General features: G+C 39.0%; 15 protein-coding genes. 3 read left to right on the top strand and 12 right to left on the bottom strand.

Annotation, left to right across the window (positions count from 1 at the left end; translation table 11 throughout):
* Both F3J02_RS18025 and F3J02_RS18020 read left to right on the top strand, forming a co-directional pair.
* A partial coding sequence (locus tag F3J02_RS18025) for an FAD-dependent oxidoreductase (RefSeq protein ID WP_023274585.1) occupies positions 1–166 on the top strand: 166 nt, incomplete at its 5' end.
* 157 nt (positions 167–323) lie between these two features.
* On the top strand, positions 324–668 hold the full coding sequence (locus F3J02_RS18020; protein WP_005153865.1) for a hypothetical protein: 345 nt from the start codon (positions 324–326) through the stop codon (positions 666–668).
* A gap of 53 nt (positions 669–721) precedes the next feature.
* Here F3J02_RS18020 and F3J02_RS18015 read toward each other — a convergent pair whose 3' ends face one another.
* On the bottom strand, positions 722–1,333 hold the full coding sequence (locus F3J02_RS18015; RefSeq protein WP_167251502.1) for a glutathione binding-like protein: 612 nt from the start codon (positions 1,331–1,333) through the stop codon (positions 722–724).
* A gap of 206 nt (positions 1,334–1,539) precedes the next feature.
* Entirely contained in the window at positions 1,540–3,981 is a 2,442-nt protein-coding gene (locus F3J02_RS18010) for an ExeM/NucH family extracellular endonuclease (protein ID WP_167251500.1), read from the bottom strand.
* A 182-nt stretch (positions 3,982–4,163) separates the two neighbouring features.
* Here F3J02_RS18010 and trmB point away from each other — a divergent pair, with 182 nt between their 5' ends.
* Entirely contained in the window at positions 4,164–4,880 is a 717-nt protein-coding gene (trmB, locus tag F3J02_RS18005) for a tRNA (guanosine(46)-N7)-methyltransferase TrmB (protein ID WP_004654068.1), read from the top strand.
* Positions 4,881–4,953: 73 nt separating this feature from the next.
* On the opposite strand, the gene F3J02_RS18000 is transcribed toward trmB, so the two are convergent.
* The 10 genes from F3J02_RS18000 to F3J02_RS17955 all read right to left on the bottom strand — a co-directional run bounded on the left by F3J02_RS18000 (position 4,954) and on the right by F3J02_RS17955 (position 17,557).
* Positions 4,954–5,640, bottom strand: a complete 687-nt coding sequence (locus F3J02_RS18000) for a hypothetical protein (RefSeq protein ID WP_167251498.1) — start codon at positions 5,638–5,640, stop codon at positions 4,954–4,956.
* Positions 5,641–5,898: 258 nt separating this feature from the next.
* Complete coding sequence (locus F3J02_RS18815; RefSeq protein ID WP_228267283.1) at positions 5,899–6,045, bottom strand: hypothetical protein; 147 nt, start codon at positions 6,043–6,045, stop codon at positions 5,899–5,901.
* Between the two features lie 78 nt (positions 6,046–6,123).
* The gene (locus tag F3J02_RS17990) at positions 6,124–7,215 is read right to left on the bottom strand and encodes a DUF6708 domain-containing protein (RefSeq protein WP_167251496.1); all 1,092 of its coding nucleotides are present in this window, start codon (positions 7,213–7,215) and stop codon (positions 6,124–6,126) included.
* Positions 7,216–7,231: 16 nt separating this feature from the next.
* Positions 7,232–9,799: a T6SS effector BTH_I2691 family protein gene (locus F3J02_RS17985; RefSeq protein WP_167251494.1), complete on the bottom strand. Its 2,568-nt coding sequence runs from the start codon at positions 9,797–9,799 to the stop codon at positions 7,232–7,234.
* Positions 9,800–10,531 (bottom strand): hypothetical protein, encoded by a 732-nt coding sequence (locus tag F3J02_RS17980; RefSeq protein ID WP_167251492.1) that lies wholly within the window; start codon positions 10,529–10,531, stop codon positions 9,800–9,802.
* A 3-nt stretch (positions 10,532–10,534) separates the two neighbouring features.
* Positions 10,535–13,150 carry a type VI secretion system Vgr family protein gene (locus F3J02_RS17975; RefSeq protein ID WP_167251490.1) on the bottom strand — a complete coding sequence of 872 codons (2,616 nt, stop codon included), beginning with the start codon at positions 13,148–13,150 and terminating at the stop codon, positions 10,535–10,537.
* Between the two features lie 87 nt (positions 13,151–13,237).
* Positions 13,238–14,011 carry a Rossmann-like and DUF2520 domain-containing protein gene (locus tag F3J02_RS17970; protein ID WP_167251488.1) on the bottom strand — a complete coding sequence of 258 codons (774 nt, stop codon included), beginning with the start codon at positions 14,009–14,011 and terminating at the stop codon, positions 13,238–13,240.
* 82 nt (positions 14,012–14,093) lie between these two features.
* Positions 14,094–15,146 (bottom strand): DUF1311 domain-containing protein, encoded by a 1,053-nt coding sequence (locus tag F3J02_RS17965; protein WP_167251486.1) that lies wholly within the window; start codon positions 15,144–15,146, stop codon positions 14,094–14,096.
* Positions 15,147–15,324: 178 nt separating this feature from the next.
* Positions 15,325–16,740 (bottom strand): OmpA family protein, encoded by a 1,416-nt coding sequence (locus F3J02_RS17960; protein WP_167251484.1) that lies wholly within the window; start codon positions 16,738–16,740, stop codon positions 15,325–15,327.
* A 244-nt stretch (positions 16,741–16,984) separates the two neighbouring features.
* On the bottom strand, positions 16,985–17,557 hold the full coding sequence (locus F3J02_RS17955) for a hypothetical protein (RefSeq protein ID WP_167251482.1): 573 nt from the start codon (positions 17,555–17,557) through the stop codon (positions 16,985–16,987).
* Positions 17,558–17,605: the final 48 nt, after the last annotated feature.

Below are 17,605 nucleotides of genomic sequence, written 5' to 3'. Positions count from 1 at the left end.
TCGTGGTGAGATCGTGATTAATGATCGCAATGAAACCAATGTTAAAGGTGTCTTTGCTGCGGGTGACTGTACGACTGTGCCATACAAGCAGATCATTATTGCCACAGGTGAAGGCGCGAAAGCATCATTGTCTGCTTTTGATTATATGATCCGCTCTGGTGTTTAAACTGATCCAAAACATGTGCACGCACTTACACTTTCCGATGTAAGTGCGTGTTTTTACAAGTTATCAACAAATTTTCAACTTTATTATTCATCTAGTTTATGTTTATATTTTCGGTATCCATATCCGATTGGATGCCACAAAGAAAAGGAAATAGACAATGAATAAATTACTTGTTGCATTAGGTCTTGCTGCTACTGTTGCGCTTGTAGGCTGTAATAAAGATAAAGCACCTGAAACAGGTGCAACCACGGGTGAACATTTAGAACATGCTGCTAGCCAAGCTAGTGCTGATGTTCAAAATGCTGCGGATACTGCTGCTAACAATGTTGCAACTGCGGTAGATACAGCGGGTGATCAAATTGATGCTGCCGCTGATCACACTGCAACTGCAACTGCTGAAGCTGCTGCTAAAACTGAAGCTGCTGCACGTGATGCAACCGCTAAAGTTGCTGGTGCTGTAGAATCAACTGCTGCTGACGTGAAAGAAAAAGCTCAACAGTAATTGAGTTGAAATAAAAAAGCCTCTGTAAACAGAGGCTTTTTTATATGTCCAATTTAGCTTAATAAACCTTCATCGCGCATCGCAATTTGTACAGATTGACGTTCAGCTACTTTATTACGCAATGCAATAATGTTGATGTAAGGCGTCAAGTCATGTTCGATATGGTTTGACCAATTCGTGAGAACAAACAAATATGCATCCGCAGGACCAAAGTTGTCATCGACCAAATAATCGCAATCTGATTCAGCTAAATAGTTGTCGATATACTTAAGCAAACGATCAACTTCAGCATAGGCTTTGGTTTTCTCATCATCAGAAAGTTTGCCGCTAAAGAATACAGAATAAGCATCATGCAATTCTGAGTTCAAGTATCCTAACCACTCTAGAACTTTAGCACGCCCCATCCCTGATGGTGGAATTAAATCCTGTTTAGGATCATGCTGTGCCAAAAACGGTAAAATCGCCACATTCTCAGTTAAAATCAAACCTGGATTAATTTCCAAAGCAGGGACATAGCCCTTTGGATTAATCTCGTAATAATCTGCACCTTTTGAAGTTTTATGTGTTTTTAGATCAACTCGTTCTAAATCAAAATCGACGTTTATTTCATTTAAAATAATATGGGCTGCCAATGAGCATGCGCCAGGTGAATAATACAACTTCATAATTGATCCTTGTTATCTAACAACTTATGCCCTAGAACGTTCCTACGAAACTCGAGAACAGAAATAACCAAAATTTATAATAGCTTTCATGCTAAGAACATCTACTCCACTACTATTAATGAATTTTTTTCTGCCTTGCAAGTTATATTCCGTGACGATTGATTAATTTATGAAAAAACAAACCAAACAATGTCACGGAAGATGGATTACGCTCGACCAAAAAGTTTGCCTAACCATTCAAATAATGAGTTTAAAAATTCAACGATGATATTCTTCGGATTACTTGGTTCAAGTTGAGAATCCGAGCTTTTCATATCCAAATCTACAATCACAGGGTCATGATCTGAAGAGCGATAGGCATCTGCCGTGAAGAACAAAGCCTTTTGCTCATCAGTTTTATATTCTTCGTTATAGTCCAATACCGTTGGTTCATCAGCATTGATATGCCATGCAAATGTTTTGATCACACGCTTATATAGATTGGCATCGGCAATGGCATGATCAAGATTACCTGCACCACCATAACCATCGGCATCACTTGCCACACCAAACACATAGCTATAAGCCTTGTTGCCCTCACCCACTTTGCTGTCATTCAGCAATACTTTGTAGTTGGCTTTCTCAAAGCTGAGGATTGGGTCTTCTTTGGCATAACTGTTCATATCACCTAACAGTAAGATGTTCGGATTCTTCACTTGAGTCGGATTCTTGGCAATCCATTGGGTGAGTTGCTCAACCGCTTTCACTCGGGTTGGGTTCCAACAGCCCTGTCCATCACGTTGATCTGCATCGAGAGAGTTTTCATCAACACCGCGACAGCTCTTCGATTTAAGATGATTTGGAATCACGGTAAAGATTTGTCCACCTTGTACAGGTTTGAAGGATTGTGCAATGGTTGAACGGCTTTTATCCCCTAAATCCAATACAGCAGGCTTATTCACTGGCTGAACACGTTTGCTGTTATAAATAATTGCAACCGCAATCACATCTGTACCCAACTGATTAAGTCCTTCTGGAATAACATATTTCCAGTCTGGCCCTAAAGCTTTAGTCAGGTTAGCAACCGCACTGTCACTGCCATAACCATTATTGGCAATTTCCATCAAACCATAGACATCTGCATCAATTGATTTTAATGCGTTGACGATTTTGGCATGTTGTTTATCAAATTCAGCCTGACTGTTGGCACCACGTTCCGTTGGGAAGCCATTCTTGCCATTGTCATAGTTCAGCACGTTAAATGCCGCAGCGCGAATATGTTTACTTTGTTTAGCCGCAATCGTTGAACGCGGATTGGAGGTGGTTACCACTTCTGGCAAGTTTGCACCTGCAATCGGTTGTACACGCCAAGCATTAAAGCGGTATTCCAAAATACCTTGTGCATTTTTTAATTGGTAGCCCGAACGTAGCGTATTTAAAGCACTAAAGTTTTGTGGCAACCACGGTGCACGGTTTTGATTGTTATAACCATCATCAAAGATAATCTTAGAAAGTAAATTTTGTTGTGCTAAAGCCTTGGCTTCATTTGAAAGTGCAGGATAAAGGTTGGTCGGAATAAATAAGCGACCAAGGCTTAGTGACAGCTCACCATAACGACCAAAATTATAGTTTTCACTTACCGTCAACGTTTGCGGTAATTTCACTAACATCCCTTGATAACGCTTAGGCGAGTTCCCCGCTGTATCGGTCAAACTACTAAATGGCAAGTTTAAGTCCAGTGGTTGAATCAACGATGCCATATTCTGGTTACAGGTCTTAATATCCTGCTGCAACTGATCCAATTGAAGTTGGTTTTGATAACTGGTTAAACGACCACGCAGGATAACTTCATCACCAACCTGTCCACCTTTGACTGCACTACTTGCAGGGATATAAACAAAAATTGCATTGCTGACATTTGGCGTGGCTTTGCTATCAGGTGCTTGCACATAGAAACCTGAGAAACCATTGCTATAACGATAATCAGCTGTGATCACACCACGAATGGTGTAGTTTTGATTCTGAGCTGACTCGGCTAAACTGGCAATCGGCGTATCACTACTGCTACAGCTAACTGCATCTACAGGTGGAGTGGTGGTTGAACCGCTTAAATTCGAAAAATCATTTCGATCAGTCCATGCCTGCCAAGATTGGTCGAGGTCAAATGGACTGGTCGGGTCAACACTCACTACAGGATTATCTGTTTGAATGCGTTTAAAGCTATTCGCAGTACTGAATACCGTTGTGCCCCAACCTGCCGTTGGACGCTCACCAATACGACCAAAACGATCTACGGGTGTACCGCGATACAACAACACAATGGCATCGTCGCCATTGAAAGATAATCCAGCGACTTGATTGACCACCTTATCGCCCAATTGCGCCTGTAATTCTGAACGACCTATCAGGAATTTTTGCTTACTGGCCAAAGTGCCTTGTAATGGGAAAGCGACTGTTTTAACCGTGCCACCATTATTAAACTGCTGGATTTCATAATCCGCTAAATTCACCGCTGTGGCATCGGGGTTATAGATTTCCAGTCCCTTTTTATTACTACTGCCATCGACATATTGGCTAAACATCAGTTGTGCGTGTGCAGCTGAAAACATTGAAGACGCGCCTAATAAACCTAGGCAAATGGCAATCGAATGGTATTTAAAATTGTTCATCGTTTTTTACTTAGTGTTAAAATTGTAATTAGGCTATGCAATTTCTGTGACAGCTACATGAAGCTTTTTTGACAAATTTTAAGCAATTTCAAAAATGATCGGCTAAATAAAATCACTTAAAGTTTGACTTGAACACCTGAACACTTAAAATACGGCATTTCTATATTTATATCTCCAGAATCATGTCAAACGATCAGTTAGAAACGCAAATTACGGAACTCGACAATTTGCCTGAGCACCGTGAAATTGTGACGTTTATGCGTCGTTCAGCTCCGCTCAATACTTCACAACGTACTGCTTTAGAAGATTATCGTGATTTAATTTTGGAATACCCTGTTGGTGATTTACGTCAACATTTTGAACACCCTGAGCGCCCATTAACCGTTGAAATCGGTTTTGGTATGGGTCGTTCTTTGGTGTTAATGGCGAAAGCTAATCCTGAACGTAACTTTGTCGGAATCGAAGTGCATGTGCCTGGTATCGCACAGTGTGTCTATGAAGCGGGTATGGCAGGTTTAAAGAACTTATTTGTACTGGATGCCGATGCAATCCAAGTATTACGTGAAATGCCGGATAACAGCATTAACTGTGTACAGCTTTATTTCCCAGATCCGTGGCAGAAGAAGCGTCACTTTAAACGCCGCTTCGTGATTCATGAGCGCATGCAACTGGTTGAACAGAAGTTAGAGCTTGGTGGTACCTTCCACTCAGCAACTGACTGGGAACCGTATGCAGAGTGGATGCTTGATATCCTAGATAACCGTCCAGATATGGAAAACTTGGCAGGTAAAGGCAATAGCTACCCTCGCCCAGAATGGCGTCCAGTGACTAAATTCGAGCGTCGTGGTCTAGAATCAGGTCACAAGATCAATGATTTTATCTTTAAGAAAATTAAATAAGTTGATTTAGTTTTAAAGAAAGCCACTAATTGTTTAGTGGCTTTTTTATTAGATTCAAATTTAAATAATGCTTCTATTGTACTTCCTCTTTTAGAACACTGTAAGGTAAATACATCTTTAAGCCTATATTGTATAAGATAAAACATGAGATAAAGAAAAAAGTACCTGACATGATATAGAATTCATAAGGAGCTGAAATTTTTAATATTTGTTTCAGAATGGCGATCAAGGCAATTTGAATTAAAATAAAACCAAAAAATATCAACCACCCATTTATCTTACACTCACGCCCAGTTAATAAAAATATAAAATCATATAAATCAACTCCCTCTTTTTTATTAAAATATCCAGTACAATCACTTAGATGTTTCTTGCCATCTAGAATAGCACTCATTTCAAATCGAATAAGGATATTAAATAAGATATAAAGTACGATATAGCTCCAAAAATATATTTCACCAACATTCAGTGAAATTGACAGCGCGACCAACAGAAAAGAAAAAGAGGTCAAATACCCCCCAATAAAACGATGCTGCGCGTATAAAAGTGCATCAGGTTTAGTCTTAGCACGCATATAAAGAAAAATACAAGAAAGGAAATAAAGTAGACAAGAAGAAATAAATAAAATTTTTATAAAATATGTACTTAAATCAAAAATTGTAATAAAACTCAGAAAAGCAAGTACACCTAAAGCGAAGTTCAATACAAAATGTCTTTTCACAAAATACTGATAATCAAATTCCGATATTTTTATCGACATTAAAAGCACCTTTAAAAATCCTGCGCCAGCCTAATTTAAAATAATAATCCTTAAAACAAGATATTCACTTTAAAGTTTATTATAGTTATTATTCTTTGGTTTTCAGATCAACAAGTGGCTGAATGTATAATTATAAACATCATAAACCACATAGACATCCTCTCTTTCTTGAAAAAAGACGCCTGTAAATGCCGAATAAAACTCAATATAATCAATATAGAAATGAATATAATAACCTGCAAATCCATTCACTCCAGCTCAAATCGCTGTTGCACTCATTCCTCCAGATTCAGCAAACATTAATACTAAAGCTGTTGCCGTTGCTTGTGATCTCAGCTGAGGTAGTTGTCCAACAATTGCATCAACACATTGGAGTTTTTGAACGTTACCGTAGATAACTTTCATCAGTTCATATATCAATAAGTTGTCATATTTATAAACAGTGTTAATAACTTCAGAATTCAAGTATTTCTATTAGCACACTTACCACCAAAAGAATAGAGCTTTTAACAGTCCTGAGTTTTCACCTTTAGCCAATGACAATAGATCAATAAATCCAAGAAAGATGATGATAGAAATAAGTAGCAGTACTATATAAATCACATATTCAAATGGCTTGATCGGTTCACTTTGTAGCTTAGGTTTCGGATACTGTTCAAAGTCATAAGGATCATTGGCTTCGATTTGGCATTCTTGCTCGACCCAGTCTGGAAACTTTGGAATTTTACTCGTTTTTATAGACAGAGTACGGCCAACAATTTCAATGAATCTAAATGGAAAAGTTGCCCAAAATATTAATCGTTGAGTTCTATTTATAGGTTGATCACCACCTGTTGTTGCAATCATCACACGCTCGAAACTTTTTTTTAAGGTTTCTTTGCGTTGATGTATTGGAAAAACTTCTGTAACCGCATCATAGCTAGCTTGAGCTGTATCATCTTCCATATAGCGACGAACGAACTCCCAGTGTTCTAATAACTCAGAACTATACTGACTAAAACCCGTATATGGTAAAGCAAAAGTTTGAGTCACCTTTTCTTGATCGTCTAGCAAAGAAAATCTTATATCCCAGCCACTACGGCTATACTGTTGCAAACCGATATGAAAATCCTCCCAATTGGCAACCAATATTTTTTTATCTGGCTGAATTACATAAACTTTTTTTAAATCTCTGTTAAAACGAATGGGATAGTGAGTGTAGCTAAAACATTCTCTACGAAAAAAATGCCAACTCCCCCAAAGAATTCCTAAAAAGAGAATAAGAAATATTATTCCCATCATTGTATTGCCTGCACTGCTATTCGGAGAAGAATCAAAAAAACCAAAATAAATAATTAGATATAAAAAGCCAAATGAAATTATCATGGTAACTATACTTAAAATAGTTATAAAACCTCGTTGATAATTCCAGCGATCAATTAGCTCCAAATAAGTACTATTAATTTGAACTACAGCACGATGTGGGGAGAGAGTTTTACTCTCAGATTGCCTTCTATTTAAGATTTCAGTTTTATGCAGTTTGAGCTGTTTCCCCACCGTTTCATAATTTCCAAATAAACCTACCCAATCACTCATCTTAAATTTCCTAACTTTATGACGATGCCAACGCTGTTAATGCTTCTTGCTGTTTTTGTAGTTCAGTACTTAAAGACCAATTTGCTTTTTTCTTGCCAAAATAACCTTGTCTAATCCAATCCTGTAACTCATTACTACTGAAGTAATTAATTGCAAATGCTACAGCAATCATCGCAATTACTAAGACAATACCCACACCTGTGGCAATTAAACCACCATAAATAAATAATCCTGTAGTAATTAATCCAAGACCCGCCGAAGAAACAGAGAGCCATCCTAAAGTACTATTACCTTTCTGAAATGCTTTATATGCATTAACGCCATCCCATACGGCAAAGACAAGAGCAGCAGCAACCAGACCTCGAGTTTTCAGGAATCCACAAACCTTAACCCTCCAACCATTTTTTGCTTTTGTCGCCTGATCCAAAGCTGTCTTCATCACTGTTTCAAACCGTCTTTCCATAACATCCAACACACTTGCAATACCAGCCACGATACCTGCTACAAACTTAGTCGAGGTTTCCAATAATTGTGTTGGTGTTGCTTTCATCATGTCTTGATACATACTGAAAATTGCTAAACATTGTAATGATGAGGCAAAAAGTCCTGCACCAAATGACATTTTTTTGTTGGTACTTACCGCTTTACTATAGTCTTTAAAACGTAATTCACTAACATCCTGAGCACTACGAATACTTGAAGCCATCGCAGGTGCTCGTTGGCTGTTCGGGGTGTTATAATTAACGTTATTCAGTTCATTTATATCCACGACCAAAGCAAATACACTGCGATTCCGGCTTTTTAAATCGACTACACCAGCAGCCTCGAGTTGCAAAAGTTGTAATTTAACCGCACGTTTTAAATCATCTGAATTAATTTTCTTACCCGAAGCCTTTAAAATTTCCTGTGTAATAAACTTGGCATATTCTAATTTCGTTCCATTGACCTCTACACGAACTACAGGTCTTTGATAATGCGCTCCAAGCAACAAAGGTACTTTATAAGCTGCGCTTGCCCCATCTACAGCTTCTTTGATCACTTGCGAAACAGGAGCACTGATGGCCTTGACAAAACCTTCGAGTATTGTTGCTCGTCCCACTATAGCCAAGTCAATGGATTGTGTTACACCAAAAATAAGCCCAGACCAAGCATGTTTGGTTGAACCTGACATAAAATCAAAATCAGCCAATTTACTTTGAACGTGATTCAAAGCTGCTTGCTGATTAAAGAGAAGCCCACGACAAAGATAATTAGCTGCATGCTTAATATCGCCTTTTAACAATTGGCAATAATAAGTGAAATTTTCAGGGAGCATCTGAGTATTACCTACCAAAGCCATGACCGTCGTTGAATATTCCATGCCTGACTGGATCAAGCTACTATCAAAGTTCGCTCGCATATAGTAAAACAACGTATTACTCTTAAACCACGCGAGATGAGCTTTCGCTAAGGGCTCAATAAATCTTTTCTGATAATCAACTGCTTTTGCATCAAAATCCTTTTTCCAATTATCTGGTGCTGTTGGACTACTAAATTCTCGCTGATATCTTGCCCAAGCACTCTGCTGACTGGCACTTATTCTATTGCGTAATTGCTGTAGCTGTTGCGGGGTCAAAGGAGGTAAATCCTCTTTATTACGGTATCCTGTTACTGCGATCGTTGGTGTATCAATATAGCTTCCCAATGCAGGAACAAATATTTGCTCGGTTGTTTCCTCTGTAATTGCAGAACGTGCTTGGTCAAAATTTAAAGCAGCATTATTAGCAGCATCCATTTGTACAGCTGTTTTTAAACTTTCAATCTCTCCATAGACTGTCAAAGGATGTCGATGTGCCTGTTGCCAGATTCGACCAAGCTCATCTAGCAAAGCACTAATATCACTCATTAAAGCAACAGGATCACTGATCGCAATCACCAACCCTTTTCCTGGTGCTAACCGATTTGCTTCATTAATAATTTTTGGTGCATAGCCTTTTAATTCCAAAAAACCGCGAGTCGACCATGCAAAAGACTGCTGCCCCTGAGCATTGGTTAAACTATACTCATTAACACTGTTTTGTAGACGTTGTATAGGTAGACTGCTCGCAGTATTCCCTCCAATCTTAACTTCAGTCATATGCCTACGCTTCTCAACTGCCGCAGCTGAAGCTCCCTTATGCGCATTCAGTACCGTCTGTGTCCACTTATATTCGGAATAGCTGATAAATATTGAACGTGCAACGGTTGGTCTTGGAATAGTAATTAATGCAGCATTGGCAAATTTCTGCCCTTGTTGCATACATGCAATATGTTGTGTTTTAAATGCTTCTGTTGTCGCTTGTGCTTCACTTGCATTAATTAATGTTGCTAAGCCCCCAGAGGTTAAACTATAAACTTTGATACTATTATCTAAGCTATCGTAAATATATAAATAACCTGAACGTAAATTCCTAAGCGTGTAGCAACAACTACTTGTGGGTAATTCAGGATAACCTGCTGGTGTAGCGATAGGCGAACGAATTGCACTCCCTCGACCTACAGAAAAACGACTGATAAATAAAGGTAAACCTTCTTTCTGACAACGTTTACAATTAGAAGCCGTCATTTATTTTTCTCCCAAAATATTTTTATATTCACGATGCAACAGTTCTTCAAATGGCAAAGTAGAACCTAATTCTCCCTCTACAACATCCATATTGGGTGTCATTAATACTCTTAATTTTTCAGTAATCTGCATCATGTCATCAAAACTAAATTTCTTAGGATATAACTGGTCAGAAAAGTGATTTGGAAAGCTCAAAGTAAAGTATTGTCCAGCTATAGATATCGTCCATTCATCTATATAGTCTTGCCATAATTGAAATTTTTCAATTTGGCTTGTTGCTTCGTTATTGTAAAAATTAAATAATAAATGAAAGTGAATCATCGCTCTGGAATCAAACATTCGGAATAAAAAATTCTTTTTTTGAATTGTTACTTTCATCATTTTGGCTAAAAAGTCTTTCATCTCATAAATATTTTTCTTAGAAAGAATATAGTTCTGAAACATACTCATTTGGTCAAATTGACTAAATGCATCGACATAAAAATATGAACCTATTTCCTCCCACAATCGTCTTCTCAACGTCTCATCAATCAAATTAAGATCAACCAAAGTAGGTGTCATACTTTCATTTTCAAATAAGTTAGACCCAATTAGCTCATATTTCACACCAAGTTGCTTAAGAACATAATGTGCATCCATCCACAATAAAGGATCAAAAAATATATAATTTGCTTTAAAAATAATATCTTCAGAAGTCGATATTTTTTCTATTAAAAATTTTTTATTTTCCATAACTTAATCCATTGCTATTACAGGTGAGCCTTTTGCAGATGCCTCTGTTGCCCGCAGATCACATTCCAACTGTTTTAATGCAATAGGTTGCATATCGACCTTCGCTCCCCCCATAAACAAATGCTGCCCCGCCTTCACTTCAAACTTGCCACCTGTGGTTGGGAAAATACCTGAACCATTCAGCTTAATCTGAGAACCACCCGCAGTAATCACAATCTCTTTCGGACTAGTAATCTCAATAAGATCTTCGGTTGAAATAATCTGAATCCCTTGCTTGGCAAGTAAATCTAGTCCATCACCTTGAGCCTGAACTTCAAACTTACCTTTGGCTGCGACTTGTTTAATACCACCTTGTGCGGCAAATAGACTGGCTTTACCACTGACATGTGCCACCAGATTCTTTTGCGTACTTAGATTAATACTATCTCCCGCAAACTGGTTGATCTGCCCATCTGCCGATAAATGAATATCTTCATTGGTACTCAGAGCAATCCCCTCAGGTGAGCTCAGTAACAGCATTGCCTTGTTAAACTTGGCAATATCAGCTTCAATTTCATCCGCAAATGCTTTAAGTTGCTCAACGGATTCAATTTCATCAGTCTGCTGGTTTTTGGCAACCTCACTCAATGCCTTGGCATTGCTCTGGTTGCCCTCAAACTGTTGTTTGGCAGGTTGAGCATCGAGGTGTTCACCTTGGGCTTGATCCTGCTTATACGTGGAAACAAGAAGACCTTCACCTGCACGTACTGCACCCCATTGATCAGTCCGCAGCTCAAACCCTTCACCTCGATCTTCACTTTCGGCTTTGTCTTTGGGATGGCTGAGCTTTCCTAGGTTCAATTGGCTCGCTGCATGGCTGCTTTGTAGTTGTGCGCTGATTTGCCCTGTGGTGTCATCAAAACGCAGTTGGTTAAAGCCTTCGCCCTGATATTCTTTCGATTTGATTCCTGCCAGTTTTTTGGTGTCAGGCAGCTTGCCGGCATTGTCGAACTTGGTTGGGCTACGATGGGCTTCGTGGATGCGTCCCACTACAAAGGGACGATCGATATTGCCATCAAAGAAGTCGATCACCACGATTTCATCGATACGTGGCAAGAAGCGTGCACCATAGCCTTCTCCTGCCCAAGGCGTCAGTACATCCACCCATGCTGAATCGGTGTCATTATCATTGGCGCCTGCACCACCATCATGGCTATGATCGTCATTGCGGGTAAATAAGAAACGGACTTTGATACGCCCCCATTCATCCACATGGATTTCTTCACCGCTTGGTCCAACCACTTTGGCGCGTTGTGGTGAAGCAGCTGGACGGTGTTGTAACGGATTAAATTCAGGAACGGTTTTGGTATTGCGGCGTTGCAGCGTCAGCTGGTTGGCTTGGCGTTCTTCTGTGTTGCTTTGTTGGGTTGGTTGCCAATTGCTTTGTGCTAATAGTTGATTGATCTGTTGATATAGATCTTTAGGCAAGTTGTTTTGGTTATAAAAGTTTTTGCCTGTGATTAAGAATTCTTTGTCTGCCCCATCGTGTTGATCAATTTCAGGATGTTCGGCTAGTTCAAACCAGTAACCGACATGGGTGTCTCGCACCGTAGTATTGGCTGTAAATTGCTTTGATTGCAGATCATAGTATTGACCGAGATTCTGATTCAGTTTTTCTATCTGTTCATTGCCTGACTGGGTAGCACCGTCTTCACCATTTAAATCTTGCATCCATGCGGGTGAAAAATGCCATGCTTGTTCTAGTCCTAGACTGGCATTGTCATACTGATCACTGTGTGTATGTGTGCTCTGCACACTGCCTGCACCATCTTCCTGTTCTAGTGCATCGGCTTGCCAGCGTTGTACATGTACGCTGCTCGGTTGCAATGAGCGTTGCCCAACCAGACTAGTCATGCTGTCGTATTGTTCTGTGGCACTACTGCGATGGTAGCGAATCTGTCTGCGATCGAGTGCTTGGTACTGGCTATTGTCATCAATCAAACGTAGTTTTTGCGGCTGAATCGCAGCACTACTGAGTGCAACGATTCGCTCAGCTTCGTCAATAAGCCAATTCATCCCTTCACTTCTCATCAAACGGGTGAGAAAGTCATAATCGCTTTCATTAGACTGCATAATAAAGGGACGGACATCATAGTCCTGACTGAGTCCACTTAAATCTAAACTTAAGCTTGATGCAAAGAGTGGACTCTTTTGTTGCCACTCTTTGAAGATGATTTCCACCACATCTCGTACACTTTTATTCATGAAGACGCGGCTGTTACGGCGTTGTTTCCACAGTGCGGTTGGATCTTCTAAAGTCAGCTTATATAAAGTTAAGCTACCGTCGGATTGTCCCTGTAGTGCTTGGGTGATAATGCCTGTAGCACGGGTCAATTGACCTTGATCGGTCACGCTATCTATCGCTGCTTGGCTACCAATAAATTGTTTTAATGGGATGGTGGCATTGGTGGATAGGCAGATCAATTCTGCCTTAAACCCATCATTCAGTTGATGCTGACCATCAATACGCTGTAGGAAGACTTGAGTATTTAAATTTTGATTGGAAAATTGAATATGAATAGCACGTTTTTGTGCAGTCAAACCTAAATTGTCTAAAGCTTGAAATATATTAACCAACATCTTTTTATATAAAATTAAATCAAATTTTAGCCATGGTATACAAAACAGACTGATTTGTCTATTTTGTATAATTATTGTTAAACCGATTTAATGATGGCGTTTTAAAATAGATTCACTCATTAAATGATATATATCCTGTAGGTCAATCCGATTGGAATCTGCCAATAATTGGCTATGCATACTTAATATATTTTGGTCGCCTCGCATCGCGGGGCCTGTCTGCATATCCTTGGGATTATTGGTCGTCGCTTTATTTGCAGTCTCTAAAATTAAAGGATATAACAAACTAAAATCAACCTGTTCAGCATCAACCACTTGCTTGGCAATGTCATAACAATAATTACTAAAATTGCAAGCAAACACTGCAGCCAAATGTAAAGTCAGCCGTTGTGTAGAACTATATTGATAAACACGTTGGCTTAAACTATTTGCCAAATCGGTTAATAAGGTTAAGTCCTTTTGCTGAGCCGCTTCAACAAATAAAGGGGTGCCCCTCCAATTCACAGCTCTTTCCATACTAAAAGTCTGCAAGGGATAAAAAACCCCAGCTCGCGGATGTCTCTGTTCAAGTATCGCTAAATCTGTGCTACCCGATGTATGAACAATAAGATTATCAGGTAAATATTGAGTAATAGCTTCAATCACACTCGAAATTGCTTGATCGCTCACCGCAATAATGACTAAGTCTGTTTGCGAATCAAGCTGTTGAACCTCATTAATTGCTTGTGCCTTAACCTGATTTGCTAGTGTCTGGGCATGCTGTAAATCTCGGCTCAAGATCTGAACAATTTGATGCTGTAACTGCAATACCTTGGCTAAATGTGTCGCAACACGGCCAGCACCAATCAATGTAATTCGCATAATCTCTTTCTATTCATCGTAATTGCTTAAGCATGCCAATAAAAAAAGGACGAATCAATTCGCCCTTTTCTTTACTGATCAATTAATTGACATTATTCAGATAGACAATGCGTTCAATGGTACGTTGAGTAAAGCATTTAGTATACTGCATCTCTTGGTCTTGCTGACGCATTGCATCATTCCAATAGTTGGATTGTTTCTGATAAGTCTCACGATCTTTTTCAGGAATGTCATACACGTTTTTCTGTGAGAGTACCTTACAGTCGATATCACGCTTTTCAAACCAATCTGCTTGATCTTGCTGCAATTGTGATTTTTGTTCAGGGCCGAATTTATCCCAAGTTTGGTTTAAACGTTCAACCTGTTTTGATTTTTCAGCATCAAGTTCTTTCTTGCGAATATCCATTGCTTTTTGTGCCAAATTCATTTGAGCCGAGGATTCCGCATCATACTCTTGCTGTGCTTTTTCACTACTTTGTTCCATCAAACGATTTTCTTTTAAGTAAGCGACGTATTGCACAGCTTTGGTTGCCATAAAGACCACGCCATCGATCACAGAATTTTGATCTGGAATATTGAAAACCAAGCCATCTTTATCAGTTTTAGTTAGATTATAAGAAAACTCACCACGTAACTGATCATTTTCGAGCGTTAGTGGGTAATCTCCATCCGAGAAGTAATCACTTAAGGTATACGTTCTTGGATCTTCATCCTCACCATCGTGTTGGTATTTTTGTTCTTCGAGGTAAGCATTCTCTGCACGTTTCTGTAAGCCTTGAGGAAAAGAAACGACCAACTGGCTTTCACAACTTAATAGGGTCTTTGAAGTTTGCTCAGTTTCAGCTGCATCCAATGTACGGACATTTTTGATCTCGAATTTCAAGCCTTTATTGATCTTGTCTAAAATATCGTAGTCGGCCTGATATTCACTTTCACGTAAACTGCGCTCAATTTGTTTTAAATATGCTTTCTTTAGTGCCGCCTGAATGTTATTCAAGTTATCTTGATTGGTACAACTCCACTCAGCAACAGCTGCAGCATCGGTATCTTCAACTTTATCTTTTGGTTTGAATTTATCACAACCTGTTAGTAAAGCAGCTGCAGTTAATGTTGTGAATATAAAAAACTTATTCATATTAATGCTCTATTATCTTGTTTTTCGAGCACATTCTACTCAATTTAAAACTATACTTTCGAGTCTTTTCTATGATTTTATTCAACCGATCAGATCTAAAATCTTATTCATTCAAATAAGCAATTAAAATAAAAGGAGTTATTGCAATAATAACTCCTTTAAATCAGCAAGCTGTTAATCAAGGTGTAATTGAAAATTCAATACGACGATTTTTAAAACGCCCTTCTTCTGTCCCATTATCTGCAACAGGATTATCTGCACCATGACCTACAGCTGTAAGTTGAGCCGCATCAACGCCTTGGCTGACCAAATAATCCACCACTGCTTGTGCACGCTTTTGTGATAACGCTTTATTGCTGTCAGCATTACCTGTTGAATCGGTAAAACCTGCAACAGTTAGTTTTGCATCTTTGATATTTTTCATTAAAGCTGCTGCTTTATCCAAGATGGCTTTATTTTCATCTGGAATCTGATTCGAACCTGTTGAGAAATTAATAATCTGTAGATTTAAAGCTTTAATCACAGCATTAATATCAACCTGATTAGTATCAATATTTGCCAAAGCATCTTGGGCTGCATTTAAGCTATTGCTTACAGAATCAGCTGCACTGACAGGTGCTTCTACAACCACCTCTGTATTTGGTACAAGCGCTTTGATTTTACCAAGTAGCTCATTCAGTTTGGTTGCGTCAGCACCTTTCAAAGTAATCTTGTCGCCTACCCAATCCAATGAAACATTTGGAACGCCTTTAAGTAACCCTATTACGCCCGCTAGACCAGTCTGATCAGTAAATGTAGCTGCATGCGTTGTAGCAGTGTCTACTGTACAATCCTGACTTGAAGCAAAAACTTCTTTAAGTTTGGCTTGAATACTCGCCAAGAAACCTTGGTCCCCCACACCGACTTGACATTGGGCCATATTACCATTGGCATCCGTGCTTAATGCTAAACTCGCAGGTGCAGCATCTGAGGTTACTTGTGATGCAGCAGAATTGCCATTATTTACAGGAACAGCCATCTGTTTATGCTGACAAGACTTCCATAACCATGCCACCAAAAGCGCTAAAATAATCACCGCCACTATCGGCAACCAAGCACGTGATTTAGTTGCCGTAGCGGCTGCATTATTGGCTAGATTAGAAACTGAAGCAGACGTACCTGATACCAGCCCTAATGGCGCAAGCAACCCGACTGCCCATGCAGGTAAAAGTGAGCGAATGGTATCCGCATGCTGTTTTAAATAATTGACAATGCTTTGAGTATCATTACCCGCTTCACTTGTTAAAGCAGCAAGGCTTACTGGAAGTGCTTGATTTATGGTTTGCTCTGCTTCAGCAGTCGGAAGCTGCCCGCCCGCTAGGTTGGATAACAGCGCATTTTTGACTTGATCATTATGACCAAATAAATCGAATAATGAAGGTGAAATAGACTCTTTTAGTTTTTGGATTAGCTCAGGTTTCGCGGCTAAAATTGAAAGAAAAATCGGATAAAATTTGGATAGCAGCGCACTTTTCTCGTTCGCTAAACCGTCTTGACCGCCTACAATTGCAGAAGTCACTTTTTGCTTTAGTAGTTCGATTGGGTTTATTGACATTGTTATTCACTCCAACACATTAAATTTATAATATTCAGATCGCTTAAGAAATATGCAGAACACAAGCAAGCTGACGCTTGTTCATTCTAATCAATTGTGTATTTTTTATTCGTTTTTATATAATTTAAATACAATACTTACATCACACTTTACAAACCTGGCTAAAACCAATTGACCTTAGCTTATTACTGGTTTGAATTGTAAGTACTGCCATAGCGAATAATTTCATCACTCATAAACATTTTTATTTGCTTAATTGATATAGAAAAAGTAAGGAAAAACTGGCAAAAATGAGCGTCAAGAAAGGAAATAACCGATAGGATTTCTTTTCGGTTGCGATCTCAACTGGCTCAGTAACTTGTTCCAAGGATTCAGCTACAATTGGAGCTTCATCTAACAATGCAAGTACTTCCTCAGACCAGTTTGGCAATAAAGCATGAATAGATTGTTGATGTTCACGTAGGTAATGAATAATGCTTATTGCATCATTGCCGACTTCATTTGAAAGTACCGCCAGACTTTTCGGAATTGCCCGATTTAAGGTGATTTCTACCTCTGCAACAGAAACCTTGCCTGCTGCTAACCTCAAGAGTAATGCATTTTTTACCCGTTCATTTTCTTCCAACAGGTCAAAAACAGAAGGTGTTAGCTTCTCTTTTAACTGATCAACAAGTTCGGGTTTTTGCAAAAAACGATGCAGAAAAATGGGATAAAATCTGGATAAAACATCATTTTTCTCATTCACCAAAAAAGTTTGGTCATTCACAATAATAGAGGATACTTTTTGCTTAAGTAGCTCCATTGGATTTATAGCCATATGTTTAGCTCCAATGATTTAACTCATTTATTTCTCGTTTTTTATAAT

It is taken from the genome of Acinetobacter sp. Tr-809 (assembly GCF_011753255.1).
Classification (GTDB): domain Bacteria; phylum Pseudomonadota; class Gammaproteobacteria; order Pseudomonadales; family Moraxellaceae; genus Acinetobacter.
The sequence above is the reverse complement of the archived record's forward strand: the minus strand, read 5'-3'. Positions and strand labels throughout refer to the sequence as shown.

Coding starts and splice junctions, on each gene's coding strand:
- F3J02_RS17970 (WP_167251488.1), bottom strand. CDS start 14,011: ATGCGAATTACATTGATTGGTGCTGGCCGTGTTGCGACACATTTAGCC.
- F3J02_RS17980 (WP_167251492.1), bottom strand. CDS start 10,531: ATGGAAAATAAAAAATTTTTAATAGAAAAAATATCGACTTCTGAAGAT.
- F3J02_RS18000 (WP_167251498.1), bottom strand. CDS start 5,640: ATGTCGATAAAAATATCGGAATTTGATTATCAGTATTTTGTGAAAAGA.
- F3J02_RS18020 (WP_005153865.1), top strand. CDS start 324: ATGAATAAATTACTTGTTGCATTAGGTCTTGCTGCTACTGTTGCGCTT.
- F3J02_RS17955 (WP_167251482.1), bottom strand. CDS start 17,557: ATGGCTATAAATCCAATGGAGCTACTTAAGCAAAAAGTATCCTCTATT.
- F3J02_RS17990 (WP_167251496.1), bottom strand. CDS start 7,215: ATGAGTGATTGGGTAGGTTTATTTGGAAATTATGAAACGGTGGGGAAA.
- F3J02_RS17975 (WP_167251490.1), bottom strand. CDS start 13,150: ATGTTGGTTAATATATTTCAAGCTTTAGACAATTTAGGTTTGACTGCA.
- F3J02_RS17985 (WP_167251494.1), bottom strand. CDS start 9,799: ATGACGGCTTCTAATTGTAAACGTTGTCAGAAAGAAGGTTTACCTTTA.
- trmB (WP_004654068.1), top strand. CDS start 4,164: ATGTCAAACGATCAGTTAGAAACGCAAATTACGGAACTCGACAATTTG.
- F3J02_RS17965 (WP_167251486.1), bottom strand. CDS start 15,146: ATGAATAAGTTTTTTATATTCACAACATTAACTGCAGCTGCTTTACTA.
- F3J02_RS17960 (WP_167251484.1), bottom strand. CDS start 16,740: ATGTCAATAAACCCAATCGAACTACTAAAGCAAAAAGTGACTTCTGCA.
- F3J02_RS18015 (WP_167251502.1), bottom strand. CDS start 1,333: ATGAAGTTGTATTATTCACCTGGCGCATGCTCATTGGCAGCCCATATT.
- F3J02_RS18010 (WP_167251500.1), bottom strand. CDS start 3,981: ATGAACAATTTTAAATACCATTCGATTGCCATTTGCCTAGGTTTATTA.
- F3J02_RS18815 (WP_228267283.1), bottom strand. CDS start 6,045: ATGAAAGTTATCTACGGTAACGTTCAAAAACTCCAATGTGTTGATGCA.